This is a genomic window from Mesorhizobium sp. USDA 4775, assembly GCF_054062655.1.
The window spans coordinates 2,057,850-2,071,801 of record NZ_JBSSFM010000001.1; the positions used below are offsets into that span (position 1 = coordinate 2,057,850).

The window sequence follows — 13,952 nt, forward strand, 5'->3', positions numbered from 1 at the left end:
GTCAAGGGAGTGATTCGCGACGATGAACCGTTCGGAACCGATTGTCCGGCGCAAGCTTTCCGACGAGGTCTTCTTGCGGCTGAAGCGCCTGATCACCAGCGGCGAATTGATGCCGGGCGACGATATGCCGTCGGAGCGTGAATTGATGGAGCGTTTCGAGGTCGGCCGTCCGGCGATCCGCGAGGCGATGCAGGCGCTGAGCAATATGGGCCTCGTGGCGATCTCGCATGGCGAGCGCGCCAAGGTGCTGCAACTGACCGCCAAGTCGATCATCAAACAGGTCGATAGCGCGGCCAAGATCATCCTGTCGTCATCGAAGGACACGCTGGAGCATCTCAAGACCGCGCGCATCTTCTTCGAGCGTGGCATGGTCAGGGAAGCCGCCGAAAAGGCCACCGCCGAGAATATTAAGCTGCTGCGCGCAACCCTTGCCGAACAGCGCGGCTTCAGCGGCGACTCCGAAGCTTTTATATCGGCCGACATGAAGTTTCATACGCAGATCGCTGCGATCTCCGGCAACCCGATCTATGTCGCTGTCAGCGAGGCGATGCTGGGCTGGCTGAAGGAGTATCACACCGAAATGCTGATCTGGACCGGCAAGGAACAGTTCACGCTGACCGAGCACGAAGAGATCATCGGACGCATCGAGAAGAAAGATACCGATGGCGCCGAGAAGGCGATGATCAAGCATCTGGAGCGCTCGCGCGCCCTCTATGTGATGAATTCTGAAAAGTAATCTGATTCAGCCGATCCGCGCGATCGCGTAGGGTGTCATCACAATACGGTCGCGGCCAAACTCCGAAAGGTCGACCGCCACGTCGCTTGCCGTCAGGTTCGTCAGCCACACGACCGTCTTGCCCGAGGATGAGCGCCCGGCCAGCGCCAGTACCCGGGTCTCGTCGCTCGTTTTGGCCGCGACGTGTTTAAGGCCGGCCAGTTCGCAAAGCCCCTTGATGGCCTGGAAGATCGGCCGGGGTGACCTTTCCGCAACGGGTTCCCCGGATGCCGCCAGCACGCCGAATGGCCCGGTGAAGGCGGACAGCGTCAGCATCTCCAGACCGACCGGCGCGACACGCGCAGCATAGCCGATGGTCCAGGCGGCGGCGAACCGGCCATTCTGGCGCGGATCGCTGTTCGCCATGGCGATGCGTTGTCCCTGCGGATTGTCCTTGGTGGCGCCGCCATAAGGGTTCTGCCGCATGGCAATGGTCGACGGCCCGATCCGGTAGGGCTTGTCGCCGAAGATCGCCCGCACTGAGCGGGTAATGAACGGCAACGCCTCGAGCGACTGCATGACGCTGAGATCGTCGGCGGCGTGTACGATCGGGCAGGTGCAATGGGTCACGAAATCGAGCAGCCCGGCCGGAACGCGCTTGCGGTTCAGCTCAGTGAAATAGCTGAACATACCGCCGCCAAGACGGATATCCGGGAAGGCGCGGCGCGCTGCGGCGTAGACATCTTCCAGCGGCGGGCAGGGCGGCCAGGCACTGCCCGGCGGCGTCGATTGCCGATCGACAGAGGGCGAAACCGCGATGGCGTCGAGCCGCAGATTTGCCCGGCGCACCGTGTCGGCGACCTCTGCGAGTTCAGCATCGAGATCGCCGCTGCAGGCGACCACGCATTCGAGCGTTGTAAGGGCGGGATAGGCAGCGGCGACCCGGGCGAAGGAGCGCAAGGTATCGAGCCCATGGCCGCGCGTCGGATCGTAGTGAAACAGCAATTGTTGCGGGCCGAGCACGGACAGGGTGGCGAGGTTCGCCAGCGCCGTCTCGACATCGCCGGGGTGGATGATCATGCCGACATCCGGCAGCGCCGGACCGAGGTCGCCGAGCGTCACACGGATCGGACCGGATGCCTCGATGGTGGCCGGTGTGTTGTCGTCACTGGCAATGCGCAGGCTGATCGTCTGGCGGTTGGTCTCGCCGGCCGGCAGCACATAGGGCCACGGCAGCGCCAGCGGCCGCACATAGGTCTTGTAGGACGCATCGGACCAGTTGCGCTGGTCCTCCATTTCGAAGACGTCGCCTTCCATGCGGCATTGCGCGGTGACGCCGGGCCGCACTTCATGCGTGATGGCGCGCAAATCCTTGAAAGGCTGCCACGGGTCGATCAGGTCAGGCAGTTTCGTCGCCACAACGCTGCCATCCGTGTGCTCGACCGTCACGGGGCTGCCGGCGAGGCCGGCGATCGGATGCAGGATGCAGAAGCCGCAGCGGTTGGTCTCGAAGTCGCTGTCGGGCAGGGCGCTGACGTCGAAGACCAGCTGCCCATCAGAAGAGCCTTTGATGGTGGCGCGGAAGGCGAGCCGGCTTCCGCCAGGCCCGGTGCAGCTTGCCGCGTAGCTGACGGAGAAAGCATCGGCACCCTGGTCGATGGTCAAGTCCGTCAGCGCTGGCTCATAGGTGCCCCAGTCGCGGTCGCGCACGACATAGGCGATGGCGCGCAGCACCTCCGTGCCGCCGTGGCGGATCATGCGCAGATTGCCGTTGACGAAATCGGCGTTGAGCGGACCGGCGGTCAACCGGACCGGTTCGGTCTCCGCCGCGCTCGTGCCGCAAAGGAGGAAGCGATCCCAGGTCATTTCAGCAGGTCGTCGATGCGCACCGGTTCCCGGCTCGCGGCGCCGGCATAGGCGGCCTCGACCAGCGCGAATGTCTTGAGGTTATCGGCGCCCGCGGTCGCCGGCTCCTTGCCTGATGCAAGGCAGTCGACCCAGTGCCGCTGGATCGCCAGCACGCTTTCCTGGATGTTGTGCCATGGCCGCGAGGCCCAGGGCAGCAGCGGCGGCGAAATATCCCTGACCAGCGTACCGCTCTTGCCGGTGACGGTGAGCTGGTAGCCCTGCGCCAGCCGGAGCGTGCCGTCGCTTCCGTCGATCTCGATCAGCGTTTCGGGAAACGGCTCCGCCGCAAGTCGGGTGGCATAGCTGCAATCGACCACTGAAATGGCGCCGCTCTCGTGATCCATCAGCATGGTGGCGACATCCTCGCCGGCGATGGCCGGGTTGATGCGCGCGGTACGGGCAGTGAGGCTCGACACATCGCCGAGGAGAAAACGCGCAATGTCGAGGATGTGGATGCCGAGATCCTCGATGATGAAGCGCTTTCCCGTCGCCAGATAAGGCTGACCGGAAAACACGTCATAGGCGGAGCGGAAGGAGATGCGCCCGAAGAAGGGCGTGCCGATCTCACCGCTGTCGAGCACCGCGCGCACCGCCTGGATCGGTGACTGCCAGCGGAAATTCTCATGCACCATCAGCGGCACACCGGCCTTGGCGCAGGCCGCGACCATCGCCTTGGCGTCGGCGAGCGTCGGCGCGAACGGTTTCTGGCAGATCACCGGGACGCGGTGGGCGGCCGCCATCTCGACCAGCGGCCGATGACTGCCGACGGTGGTGGCGATGTCGACGAAGTCGAGCGTCTCGGCCGAAAACAGCGCGGCTGCATCGGTGTAGCGCTTCGCCACGCCGAACTGGTCTCCGACGATCCTGAGCCGCTCCGGGTCGCGGTCGCAGATGGCGACGATCGAGGCGCCGTCGATGTCGCGCCAGGCATGCATCTGATTGACGGCGAAGAAGCCGCAACCGATCAGCGCTCCACTCAAAGTCGCCATGATCAACCCGCCTTTGCCATCTGCATCAGGGTCACACGCTGCTGAAGCCGGCGCTGCGCCTGGTCGACGACGACGGCGACGATGATGACCAGACCCTTGATCACCATCTGCCAGAAGGAGCTTACGCCCATCATCACCAGCCCGTCCGACAGGATGCCGATGACGAAGGCGCCGACGATGGTGCCGCCGATCGTGCCGCGGCCGCCCGACATCGAGGTGCCGCCAAGCACCGCCGCGGCGATGGCGTTCAACTCGAAGCTTTCGCCGGTCGCCGGATGCGAGGCCATCAGCTCCGACGAGATGATCAGGCCGACGATCGCCGCGCAGAAGCCGGAGAACATGTAGACGAACATCTTGACCATGTTGACGCGTACGCCCGAAATGCGCGCCGCGCGCTCGTTGCCGCCGACGGCGAAGATGTGGCGGCCGAGCGGCGTGTACCGGGCGAGATAGGCCGCGCCCAGCGCTACCACGATCAGGATCCAGATCGACACCGGCAGGCCGATGAGCCGGCCGGCGCCGAGGAAGCCGAAGCCGGTGGTGCCAAGTTCCGGTTTGCCGACCAGATTGGGGAAAGTGCGGCCGTCGGACGACAGCAGCGCCAGGCCGCGCGCTACATAAAGCACGCCGAGCGTGGCGATGAAGGGCGCGACGTTGAGCCTGGTGATCAGCAGTCCGTTGACGGCGCCGATCGCTATGCCGACCGCCAAGGTGATCAAGGCGATCTCGACCACGTTGAAGTAGATGGTGTAGCCGATCTGCAGATCGATGCCGTTGAGCACGAGATAGCCGGCCACCATGCCGCACAGGCCGACGATCGAGCCGACCGAAAGGTCGATGCCGCCGGTGATGATGACAAAGGTCATGCCCATGGCGAGGAAGGCATTGAGCGCCACATGCTTGGCCATCAGGATCAGATTGGCGGCCGATAGGAAATTCGGCGCCGCGATGGAGAAGAACACCAGCACGGCGATCAGCGCAATGAAGGTCCTGAGCTTCATCAGCGTCAGCAGCGCTGAGCCGCTGGAGACCGAAGAGGGGGCTGCCCTGGCCGGAATGTCAGTCATCAGTGTTGCTCTCCAAATTCTGGGGCAAGATGTGCGGGGCGGGGCCATGGCCGAACGCCGATGCGGCGACGATCGCGGCCTCGCTCGCCTCGGCGCGGTCGAACATGCCGGTCAGTCTGCCATTGCTCATCACCGCGATCCGGTCGGACAGCGCCATCACCTCGTCGAGATCGGAAGTGGCGAAGAGGATGCCCAGCCCATCGCGCGACAGCTTGCGCATGGTGCGGAAGACGTCGGCCTTGGCGCCGACATCGATGCCGCGGCTCGGCTCGTCCATCAAAAGCACCTTCGGTCCGGTGAGCAGCGCCTTGCCGATCACCACCTTCTGCTGGTTGCCGCCGGAAAGCGAAGAGACTTCCTGTGCCGGGTCTGCGACCTTGATCGAGAGCTCCCGCACCATCTGCGAGACAGCCTGCCGCTCGGCGCCGCCTCTTATGTGGAACAGGCGCACGAAGCGCGACAGGCTGGCCAGCGTCAGATTGCTGGCGACCGAGAGGATCGACACCAGGCCTTCGCGTTGGCGGTCTTCCGGGATCAGCGCCAGCCCGCGCCGTATGCGCCGCGTCGTGTCGCGTTCCCTGATCTGTTTTCCGTCGATGAAGATCTTGCCGCTGGCATGGCCGTGGCGGCCCATGATGCAGTCGAACAACTCACTGCGTCCGCGCGCCCATCAGTCCGTAGATGCCCAGGATCTCGCCGGCGCGCAGCGACAGCGAGACGTGGTCGACCGCCAGTCCGCCGGTGACACGCGGCAGGCAGATGTCTTCGGCGCGGAACACCTCCTCGCCGGGAACATGGCCGTCGGCCTTGGCGAAATCCTTGGCGTCCGAGCCGATCATCTGCCGCACGATCCACTGCGTGTCGACGTCTCTCATCTCCTCCTGGCCGGTGATGCGGCCGTCGCGCAAAACGGTGATGTAGTCGCCGATGCGGATGAGCTCCTCCAACCGGTGCGAGATGTAGACGATCGCCACGCCGTGCGCCTTGAGGTCGGCGATCACCTTGAACAGGATCTCGACTTCCGCCGCGCTCAGCGCCGAGGTCGGCTCGTCCATGATCAGGATGCGCGCGTCGAGCGAGACAGCCTTGGCGATCTCGACCAGCTGCTGCTGGCCGATACGCAGATCCTCGACCAGCATGTCCGGCCGGATACCGGCTTCGAGCCGATCGAGAAATTCGCCAGCCCGCCGCTCCTGCGCCTTGCGGTCAATCTTGCGAAACCGGTTGGTGATCTCGCGCGTGGCGAAAATGTTCTCGGCGACCGTCATGTTGCCGAACAGGTTCAACTCCTGGAACACCATGCCGATGCCGCGGTTCACCGCGTCACCGGAGGATGAGAAGGAGACCTCGTTGCCGTCGAGCAGAATGCGGCCGGCCGTCGGCTGCTCGACCCCGGCGATGATCTTCATCAGCGTCGATTTGCCGGCGCCGTTTTCGCCGACGAGCACATTGACCGCGCCCTTGCGCACCTCGAAATTGGCCTGCTTGACCGCCACGGTGCCGGCATAGACTTTCGAGACGTCTTCCAGCTTCAGGATGACGTCGTCACTGGGCGCCGTGGTCATGGCTTAGGCCCGATCTCAGCCTCCGCCGGGGTCACCAATGGCAGATCCTGGCCGCCTTCGATCGTGTAGGCGCCAAGCACCTTGGCGGTGCGGCCCTCCAGCGCCTCGCGCGGCAGCTTGGACAGCACGGTCTTGTCGGCATAGGCATTGAACGCCTTGCCGAACTGGGCAAAGTCGATCTGGTTGGTGAAGTCGTTGAACTGGACGAAATCCAGGCTGTCGCGCAGCGCCGTGCCGCGCACCGCCGGCCCGATCTGCACGCGCGCATCCGCCTTGCCGTCGCCGTCGACGTCGATATCCATCGTGCCCGCGCGCGACTGTGTGTTGGCGGCGATGATCTTGCCTTCGACGCGGACCGCGAAAGTCCATGGCGAATTCGCCTGCTTCTTGGGATTGCCGTATTTGGCGCCGGCCGCCGCCGGATCGGTCTTCGCCAGAGCATGGACCTCGGCAAACGGCCCGGCCTTTTGCTGCAGATACGGGATGACCTTGGAGGCCCAGATCTCCTCGACCATCTTGTCCGGGTTGAAGCCTGACGCGTCGCCTGCACTGCCTTGCGCTGATGGCGTCGGCAGGATCTTGCAGGCGCTGAGGCCGATGCCGGCGGCCAGCGCAAGGATCGGCCAAGTCGACTTAATCGGCCAGATCGGCTTGTTCAACATTGCGGTCAAAGCATCCCGGTGAAATGAAGGCGAGGGACGAACCCTGAGTTCGCCCCCCGCTGTTTGCGTTGCACAGGTTCAGTTCTTCAGCGCGAAGGTTTCCAGTTTGGCGGCGTTGTCACCATTGACAAGCACGCAGTCCATCAACTGCTTTTCCTTCTCGGGCGACTTCTTGTTCTTGATGAAGTCGTTGGCCTGTTCAACTGCCATCTGCGCCTGGGCGAAGGCCGGCTGCAGCACCGTGGCCTTGATGCCGCCTGATGTGATGGAGTCGCGCACGTCGTTGGAGCCGTCGAAGCCGACGACAATGACGTCCTTGCGGTTCGCCGCGGCGAGCGCCGCATAGGCACCCATCGCCATCGTGTCGTTGCCGGAGATCACGCCCTTGATGTCGGGATTGGCCTGCAGGATCGATTCCATCTTGGCATAGGCCTCGGTCTGGCTCCAATTGGCCGATTGCTGCGCAACCATCTTCAGGTCTGGATAGTCGTTGATGACGTCGTGATAGCCCTTGGAGCGGATGCCGGCATTGGTGTCGGATTCCTTGCCGACCAGTTCGACGAAGTTACCCTTCTCGCCCATCAGCTTGACGAACTCCTGCGCGCCGAGCTGGGCGCCCTGGTAATTGTTGGAGACGATTTGCGCCACGGCGACGCCCGTGGCGTTGATCTCGCGGTCGATCAGGAAGGAGGGGATGCCGGCGTCCTTGGCCTTCTGCACCGCGGCGACGGTGGCGTCGGCGCCGGCATTGTCGAGGATGATCGCCTTGGCGCCACGGCCGATCGCCGTGTCGATGAGTTCGGACTGCTTGTTGGCGTCGTCGTCATGCACCAGCACCAGCGCTTCGTAGCCGAGCTCCTTGGCCTTTGCCTCGGCGCCGACGGCCTCCGCCTTGAAGAACGGATTGTCGTGCGAGGGGGTGATGATGGCGATCAGGTCGGCCGCGAAGGCCGGTGCCGCCGTGCCAAGTGCCAACACGCCGGCGAAAGCCGCAAGCGTCATTCTGCGAGTAAGTTTCATGAAGTCCTCCCTTTGAAAGCTCGTGCCTTGATCGAGCAAGGCTGATGCATTGAATTGGTCAGGCTGCGGATGGCGCCGGATTCAAGAGCCGCGTGCCTGCTCCTCCTGAACGGATCGTTGCTCCCCGCCGTCCTCCACTCGTCCAGGTTTCCCAGCAAACCTTGTTTGATCCGAGTTCGCGGCCAGCTTAGCCAACTGGTATGATGAGTCAACCACTATTTCAGATGATCTGTATATGAGTGGTCGATGTTTCATCCGTCTCCCGCAAGGGGAGAAGGGAAGGCGCGTTTCACGTGATCCGCTGGATGCTGGCGGCGATTTCTTCCGGTTCGAAGACGCGCTTCCAGTCGTCGCGCATCAGCACCGGCTTGCCGAACTCGATGGCCTTGTTGCAGGCATCCGAGAACACCCCCTTGGTCTCGCCGAAGATGACGGCGCCGAGCACATTCATGTGGCCGAGCAGGAAATCGAGCGCGGCCTGCCGGTCGACGCCGCGCGCCACGACCTCGTCGAGGGCCTCCTTCATGACGACGAGCAGCGAGGCGCACACCGTTTCCGAAAGGCCTGGCTCGAGCAGGGCCATGTGCTCGACCGTGACGCGGTGCGAGCGCATCACCGGTGCCCAGATGATCTGGGCGATCCTCTCGCCCTTGGCGTAGTCTTCCTCCGGCCCTTGCATCAGCGCGCTGACGAAATGCTGCTTGGCCGCGACGCCTCCGAAGAAGTCCTTCTTGGCGGTCATCTCGGTCTCGTCGTTGAAGATCGGCGGATGGCAGGGATGGGTCACAAAATAGGTAAGGTCGGGACGATCGGGCAGATGCCCAGCAAAGGGGGCGGCAGCATCGAGCACGATCACCATCGTGCCAGGGGCCAGCTTGCTTTCGATGCTGGCGGCGACCTTGCCGATATGTGTGTCCGGCACCGCCAGGATCACGACCTCAGCACCATTGAGCGCCTCATCGACGCCGACCGCATCGACGCCCAGACCGGTTTTCAGCCGCTCCTTGCCGGCCTCGCTGATCTCGACATGGCGGATCGTGTAGTCCGATCCGCGAAAATTGGTCGACAGACGGTAGCCCATTTTCCCGCCCGCACCAAAAAGCGCAATCGTTGTCATCTGGCTTGCTCCTTGAACCCTGGGCGATCGTCGGCGATCGTCATCTTATATACTGGTATGATCACTCTACCATAATTTGGCAAGTGGAATTGTCGGCCTGGCTGTCACTCCGGCAACGACGCGGCCGCCTTTGCCTTCGGCGTCGCTCCATCTGCGGGCTCGGCAGTGGTGCGCCGCGCCAATACCTGTCGACCGGCAAGCGCCAGGACAAAGATGACGACGATGCCCTGGACGATGTCCTGGGCGCCGGGCGGCAGCCCGATAATCTGCATGGTCGTCACGATCAGGATGAGCAGGATGCTGGCGAACAGGGTGCCGAGCGCGGTCGCCGAGCCGCCGAAGATCAGCGTGCCGCCGAGCACCACGGCGGCGATCGACTGCAACAGATAGGGCTGGCCCATTTCGAGGAAGGCGCCGCCGATATAGGCGCCGAGCAGCAGGCCATCGAGCGAGGCCAGCACCGACGAGATGATGAAGGCCGCCGCGATCACCCGGCCATTCCTGATGGCGGCGAGCCGGGCGGCCGCGCGGTTCTGGCCGACCGCCGACAGGAGCTGCCCGAACACGGTGCAGCGCAGCACAAAGGAAGCCGCCGCTACGCCGAGGATGGCGATGATGGCCATGATCGGAACGCCCGAGATGCGGCCCGTCGCCAGATCCTTGAGCGCCGGGCTGACGGCAAAGCCGGGGAGTGCCTTGTTCGACAGCAGCGTCGCGGTCGCCAGCACATAGCCGGTGGCGAGCGTCGCGATAATCGCCGGAATGCCGAGGCCGACGACAAGCAGCGAATTGAGCAGCCCGACCGCGAGACCGAGCAGGACGGCAGCCGTGACGCCAATGGCAAGATTGGCATCCTGGCCCTTGATGGTGAGCAGCGCGACGAAGGCGCTGAGCGTGATCACCGAGGCGACGGAAAGATCGATGTTGCCGCGCCCTGTGGTGACGACGAACATCTGACCGATGCCGACGACGGTCAGGAACGAGGCCGACAGCACGATGCCTGACAGGCTGGACAGGCTGAACCGGTTGGTGACCACAGAGAGCACGAGCCAGAGCAGGAGCACGCCGATCGCTGCCCAGACCCAGCGGTTTTTCTGGGCCCAAAGAGTGAAGGCGGACAACGCGTTCATTGTTCGCTCTCGCGGTCCGCGGTCAGGCCGCGCAACGTCAGGAGCGCGATCAGGATCAGCCCTTGCGTCGCGGCGTTGAAGTCGCTGCTGACATTGAGCGTGCCGAGCAGTGCGCCGATCAGCGACAGCGTCACTGCGCCGGCGATGGCGCCGACCGGCGAGACGATACCGCCAAGCAGCGAGCAGCCGCCCATCACCACGGCGGCGACGCTGAGCAGCGTGAACGAATTGCCCGAGTTGATGTCGCTCGCCGTGTTGATCGCCGTCAGTGACAGGCCGGCGGCCGCGGCGAACAGCCCGGCGATGAGATAGCGCACCAGCGCGTAGCGTGTTGGCGACCAGCCCGAGCGGACCATTGCCGTCGGATTGTTGCCGAAGCCGCGCAGCACCACGCCGAGTGGCAACCGGTCGATCGTCAAGACCACCAGGGCGACCGCCGCGATGAGGATGATAGATGTCGGCAAGAAGTCGAGCGACCAGCCGAATAGCGCCGTAAGCCATTCAGGGCTGGCGCCGCCTGGCGTCGGCTGCAGCGCATAGCCCAGCCCCACCCAGATGAAGGAGGCGCCGAGCGTGACGACGATCGCCGGGATCTTTCGTGCCTGGATTAGCCCGCCGAGACCAGCATAGGCGGCCACTGCCACAAAAAGCGTTAGCGCGCCGAGCCATGGCTGATCGTAGAGCAGCGTGGCGCTGAGCACGCTGATCAGCCCGGCGAACGCGCCGACGCCGAGATCGATTTCGCTGCCGCCGACGATGAACATCTGCGCCGCCGTTACCAGCACCAGTGACAGCGCCGGCATCAAGAGCAGGTCGAGGCCGAAGATCGAGGCGACCGCCGGATTGGCCGAGGCCATCACCGCCAGCACGGCGGCGAGGCCGATGAAGGGGGCTGCGTTCACCAGCCCGCGGACAAGCCCGGCCGCGCCGGCCTTGCCGTGCGCGGCGTCGATGCGCTTGTCCGTCGGCTGGACGAAAGACGCCCCGACGATCGCCGCTTCGGTGATCGCCTCGCCGGTCAGTTCCTTGACGATCCGGCCGCCGGCAAAGACCAGCACGCGGTCGCAAGCCAGCAATTCGGCGTCCTCGGTCGTATGCCAGACGAGTGTCCGCCCGCTGCGTGCGATGTCGTTGCAGAGCCGGTAGAAATCCTGCTTGGTGGCGATGTCGACGCCGCGCGTCGGATCGTCGAGCAGGATGATCGGCGTATCGGCGACCAGCGCACGGGCAACCAGCGCCTTTTGCTGGTTGCCGCCGCTCAGCTCCAGAATGTTGGACCCGAAGCGGTTTTCGTCGAGCCGCAGCCGGCCGGCGGCGTCGGCCGCGGCCTCGCGATTGACCCGGTTCGAGACCAGGCCCAGCGACGGGCGGCGCGCAAGGCTGCCGATGGAGATGTTGCCCAGCACGCTCCACAGCGGGAATACGCCTTCCTTTTGGCGGTCGCCTGCAATGAAGCCGGCTTCGCCAGACCGGGTGACGGCGGCATCCTTCGCCGGATTGGGCTTGAAGATGGCGTGCAGCAACTCCTTCTGGCCGCTGCCCTCGAGCCCCGCCAGTCCGACGATCTCACCGCGCGCGATCTCGATGTCGCGGCCGAGTTCGGATGTCAGCGCCCCGGACAGCCCCACCAATGCGCCTCCGGTGCTGGCGACGGTGGCGCCATGCTGGTGGATCGAGTTTGCGTCGCCGCCCATGAGCTGCACCAGCTTGCTTATCGAGGTGTCCGCCACGTCGCCGCGCCAGGCGATGCGTCCGTTGCGCAGCACGACAACCTGCGCGGCGATGTCGATGATTTCCTGCAGCTTGTGGCTGATGAAGATGAAGGCGAGCCCGGCCTCGGCCCGCTCGCGGATGAAGGCCCGCAACTGCTTGGAGCGATCGAGATCGAGCGACGAGGTCGGCTCATCGAGAACGATCAGCCTGACGCCGGGTGTGGCGGCGGCACGCGCGATCTCGACCATCTGCCGCTCGGCGATGGACAGCTGGCCGACTTCCGCATTCACATCGATGCCGTTGCCGGGAAAGACGGCATCAAGCGCCGAGCGCGCGCGGCCTCTGAAAAGCATCCGCCAGCCGGGCCGGCTGGCCGCGTCCTGCGGCGTCTCCAGAAAGAAGTTCTCTGCCACGGACAGATTGGCGCACAGCGACAGTTCCTGATGCACCATGCGGATGCCGCGCCGTTGCGCTTCCATCGTGTTGTAGTCGGCGAAGCTGAGCATCTGGCCCGCGAACGAGATCGAGCCGAGGGTCGGCCACATCGTGCCGCAAAGAATGCGCATCAGCGTCGATTTGCCGGCGCCGTTGCCGCCGACGAGTCCGATGATCTCGCCGGCCGAAACGGCGAGGTCGATCTCGGCGTTCGCCAGCGTCGGCCCGAAGCTCTTGGTGATCTGTGAAAGCGAGACGATTTCCTGCCGGATCGAAAAGGCGGGCGCCATGGCGGCTGCACCCTTCTGATCGGCAACGGCAAGGTGGGACATTCGTCCTCCGTTCTTCACGGTCAGGGATCGGGCGCTTTCAGCGGTCCGATCCCTTGTGCTTGTCGCGTTACTTGCTCAGCAAATTCTGCTTGACCCAGTCGAGCGAATAGCTGGGGCTGATGATCTGGCCGCCTGGCAGCTTGGCGTATTCCTTGAGGTTGCTGGCATCGACTGTTGCGACCGGCATGATCATCATCTTGGGCGCCTTGGCGCCTTTGAGCAGGGACAGGCCGAGCCAGAAAGCAGCGCCGCCAATGCCCGGCGTCGTGTTCATGGAGACGGTCTGGTAGCTGTTCTTGGCGTTCTCGTCGGCCCACCATTTGACGAAGTCGGTACCGCCGCCGCCCTCGATGATCGGCATCTTGTCCTTGTACTCGCCGCCATACTGGACGAAGGCTTGGGCAATGCCGACATCGTCGCTGCCGCCCTGGCCGAGCACCGCATCGACATGCGGCAGCGAGGGCAGGACATTGGCGATGGCCGCCTGCGCCACCGAGGCGGTCGCCTGGCCATAGACGGTGGCGACAACCTTGATGTCGGGATATTTCGCCAGCACCGATTGCTGCGCGTTGAACATGTCGTTGTCCGGGGCCGAGCCCTTGACGCCGCGCACCTGGATGACGTTGCCCTTGCCGCCGAGCATCTTGAACACAGCTTCCGCCTGGGTCGCCTTGTAGCCCTTGAAGTCGAAATTGAGCTGGTAGTTGCAGGGCGCAGACGCGACAGAATCGAAGGAGACGACGATGATGCCGGCCTTGCAGGCTTTCTCGATGATGCCGTTGACCGCGGTTTCCGAGGCGGCGTCGACGGCGAGCACGTCGACCTTCTTGAGGATCAGTTCGGCGATCTGGCTGTTCTGCTGCGCCACCGAACCATCGCCATTCATGACGATGTAATCGGCGATCTGCCCAGCCGCCTTCGCTTCCTTGGCCGACGCTTCGAAAGCCTCCACCATCTGATGCCGCCAGGTGTTGCCGTAATAGGCGTTAGTGAGCGCGATGACCGGCGCGTCCGAAGATGCCATTGCCGGCATCACAGCAACGCCCATCATCGCAGCGCTGGCGAGCGCCGCCACGATTGTAAATTTCATGGTATTTCCTCCCAAAAACACGATCGGCTTGGCTTGCCACATGAGCACAGCGGAAACCCTTGGGGACACGCTATGTCAGGTACATATTATACCAGCATACCAAATAGACAAGGGCTTTGCTGCCTGCTCGGGGTCGCTGGGTGAAAAGCGCCGGCCAAGCAATCAAGCAATCCCGTTGAATTGGCATGTCGTCTGGTCAGACAAGCCCG

General features: G+C 64.1%; 10 protein-coding genes and 1 pseudogene. 1 reads left to right on the top strand and 10 read right to left on the bottom strand.

The window, feature by feature from the left end; all coding sequences use genetic code 11:
* Nucleotides 1–22: 22 nt before the first annotated feature.
* Complete coding sequence (locus ACVILI_RS09945; protein ID WP_019860305.1) at nucleotides 23–736, top strand: transcriptional regulator NanR; 714 nt, start codon at nucleotides 23–25, stop codon at nucleotides 734–736.
* Nucleotides 737–742: 6 nt separating this feature from the next.
* Here the strand turns inward: ACVILI_RS09945 and apnL are convergent, their stop codons facing one another.
* The 10 genes and pseudogenes from apnL to ACVILI_RS09995 all read right to left on the bottom strand — a co-directional run bounded on the left by apnL (nucleotide 743) and on the right by ACVILI_RS09995 (nucleotide 13,743).
* Complete coding sequence (gene apnL, locus ACVILI_RS09950) at nucleotides 743–2,581, bottom strand: D-apionate lactonase (RefSeq protein ID WP_038644659.1); 1,839 nt, start codon at nucleotides 2,579–2,581, stop codon at nucleotides 743–745.
* Nucleotides 2,578–3,612 (bottom strand): Gfo/Idh/MocA family protein, encoded by a 1,035-nt coding sequence (locus tag ACVILI_RS09955; protein WP_019860303.1) that lies wholly within the window; start codon nucleotides 3,610–3,612, stop codon nucleotides 2,578–2,580. Before ACVILI_RS09955 ends, apnL begins: the two co-directional genes overlap by 4 nt.
* Before the next feature lie 2 nt (nucleotides 3,613–3,614).
* A complete protein-coding gene (locus ACVILI_RS09960; protein WP_038644660.1) occupies nucleotides 3,615–4,679 on the bottom strand; it encodes an ABC transporter permease in 1,065 nt (354 codons plus the stop codon).
* Nucleotides 4,672–6,244 (bottom strand): annotated as a pseudogene (locus ACVILI_RS09965) (sugar ABC transporter ATP-binding protein). Before ACVILI_RS09965 ends, ACVILI_RS09960 begins: the two are co-directional and overlap by 8 nt.
* Nucleotides 6,241–6,906 carry a DUF2291 family protein gene (locus ACVILI_RS09970; protein WP_019860300.1) on the bottom strand — a complete coding sequence of 222 codons (666 nt, stop codon included), beginning with the start codon at nucleotides 6,904–6,906 and terminating at the stop codon, nucleotides 6,241–6,243. Before ACVILI_RS09970 ends, ACVILI_RS09965 begins: the two are co-directional and overlap by 4 nt.
* A gap of 78 nt (nucleotides 6,907–6,984) precedes the next feature.
* Nucleotides 6,985–7,926, bottom strand: coding sequence for a D-ribose ABC transporter substrate-binding protein (locus ACVILI_RS09975; RefSeq protein ID WP_019860299.1), 942 nt, complete (start codon nucleotides 7,924–7,926; stop codon nucleotides 6,985–6,987).
* Between the two features lie 289 nt (nucleotides 7,927–8,215).
* On the bottom strand, nucleotides 8,216–9,043 hold the full coding sequence (locus tag ACVILI_RS09980) for a phosphogluconate dehydrogenase C-terminal domain-containing protein (RefSeq protein ID WP_027047227.1): 828 nt from the start codon (nucleotides 9,041–9,043) through the stop codon (nucleotides 8,216–8,218).
* 104 nt (nucleotides 9,044–9,147) lie between these two features.
* Nucleotides 9,148–10,173, bottom strand: coding sequence for an ABC transporter permease (locus ACVILI_RS09985; protein WP_038644666.1), 1,026 nt, complete (start codon nucleotides 10,171–10,173; stop codon nucleotides 9,148–9,150).
* Nucleotides 10,170–12,653 carry an ATP-binding cassette domain-containing protein gene (locus ACVILI_RS09990; RefSeq protein WP_084791408.1) on the bottom strand — a complete coding sequence of 828 codons (2,484 nt, stop codon included), beginning with the start codon at nucleotides 12,651–12,653 and terminating at the stop codon, nucleotides 10,170–10,172. Before ACVILI_RS09990 ends, ACVILI_RS09985 begins: the two co-directional genes overlap by 4 nt.
* 67 nt (nucleotides 12,654–12,720) lie before the next feature.
* Nucleotides 12,721–13,743 (bottom strand): ABC transporter substrate-binding protein, encoded by a 1,023-nt coding sequence (locus ACVILI_RS09995; protein WP_027047226.1) that lies wholly within the window; start codon nucleotides 13,741–13,743, stop codon nucleotides 12,721–12,723.
* Nucleotides 13,744–13,952: the final 209 nt, after the last annotated feature.

Coding starts and splice junctions, on each gene's coding strand:
- ACVILI_RS09995 (WP_027047226.1), bottom strand. CDS start 13,743: ATGAAATTTACAATCGTGGCGGCGCTCGCCAGCGCTGCGATGATGGGC.
- apnL (WP_038644659.1), bottom strand. CDS start 2,581: ATGACCTGGGATCGCTTCCTCCTTTGCGGCACGAGCGCGGCGGAGACC.
- ACVILI_RS09980 (WP_027047227.1), bottom strand. CDS start 9,043: ATGACAACGATTGCGCTTTTTGGTGCGGGCGGGAAAATGGGCTACCGT.
- ACVILI_RS09970 (WP_019860300.1), bottom strand. CDS start 6,906: ATGTTGAACAAGCCGATCTGGCCGATTAAGTCGACTTGGCCGATCCTT.
- ACVILI_RS09990 (WP_084791408.1), bottom strand. CDS start 12,653: ATGTCCCACCTTGCCGTTGCCGATCAGAAGGGTGCAGCCGCCATGGCG.
- ACVILI_RS09960 (WP_038644660.1), bottom strand. CDS start 4,679: ATGACTGACATTCCGGCCAGGGCAGCCCCCTCTTCGGTCTCCAGCGGC.
- ACVILI_RS09945 (WP_019860305.1), top strand. CDS start 23: ATGAACCGTTCGGAACCGATTGTCCGGCGCAAGCTTTCCGACGAGGTC.
- ACVILI_RS09955 (WP_019860303.1), bottom strand. CDS start 3,612: ATGGCGACTTTGAGTGGAGCGCTGATCGGTTGCGGCTTCTTCGCCGTC.
- ACVILI_RS09975 (WP_019860299.1), bottom strand. CDS start 7,926: ATGAAACTTACTCGCAGAATGACGCTTGCGGCTTTCGCCGGCGTGTTG.
- ACVILI_RS09985 (WP_038644666.1), bottom strand. CDS start 10,173: ATGAACGCGTTGTCCGCCTTCACTCTTTGGGCCCAGAAAAACCGCTGG.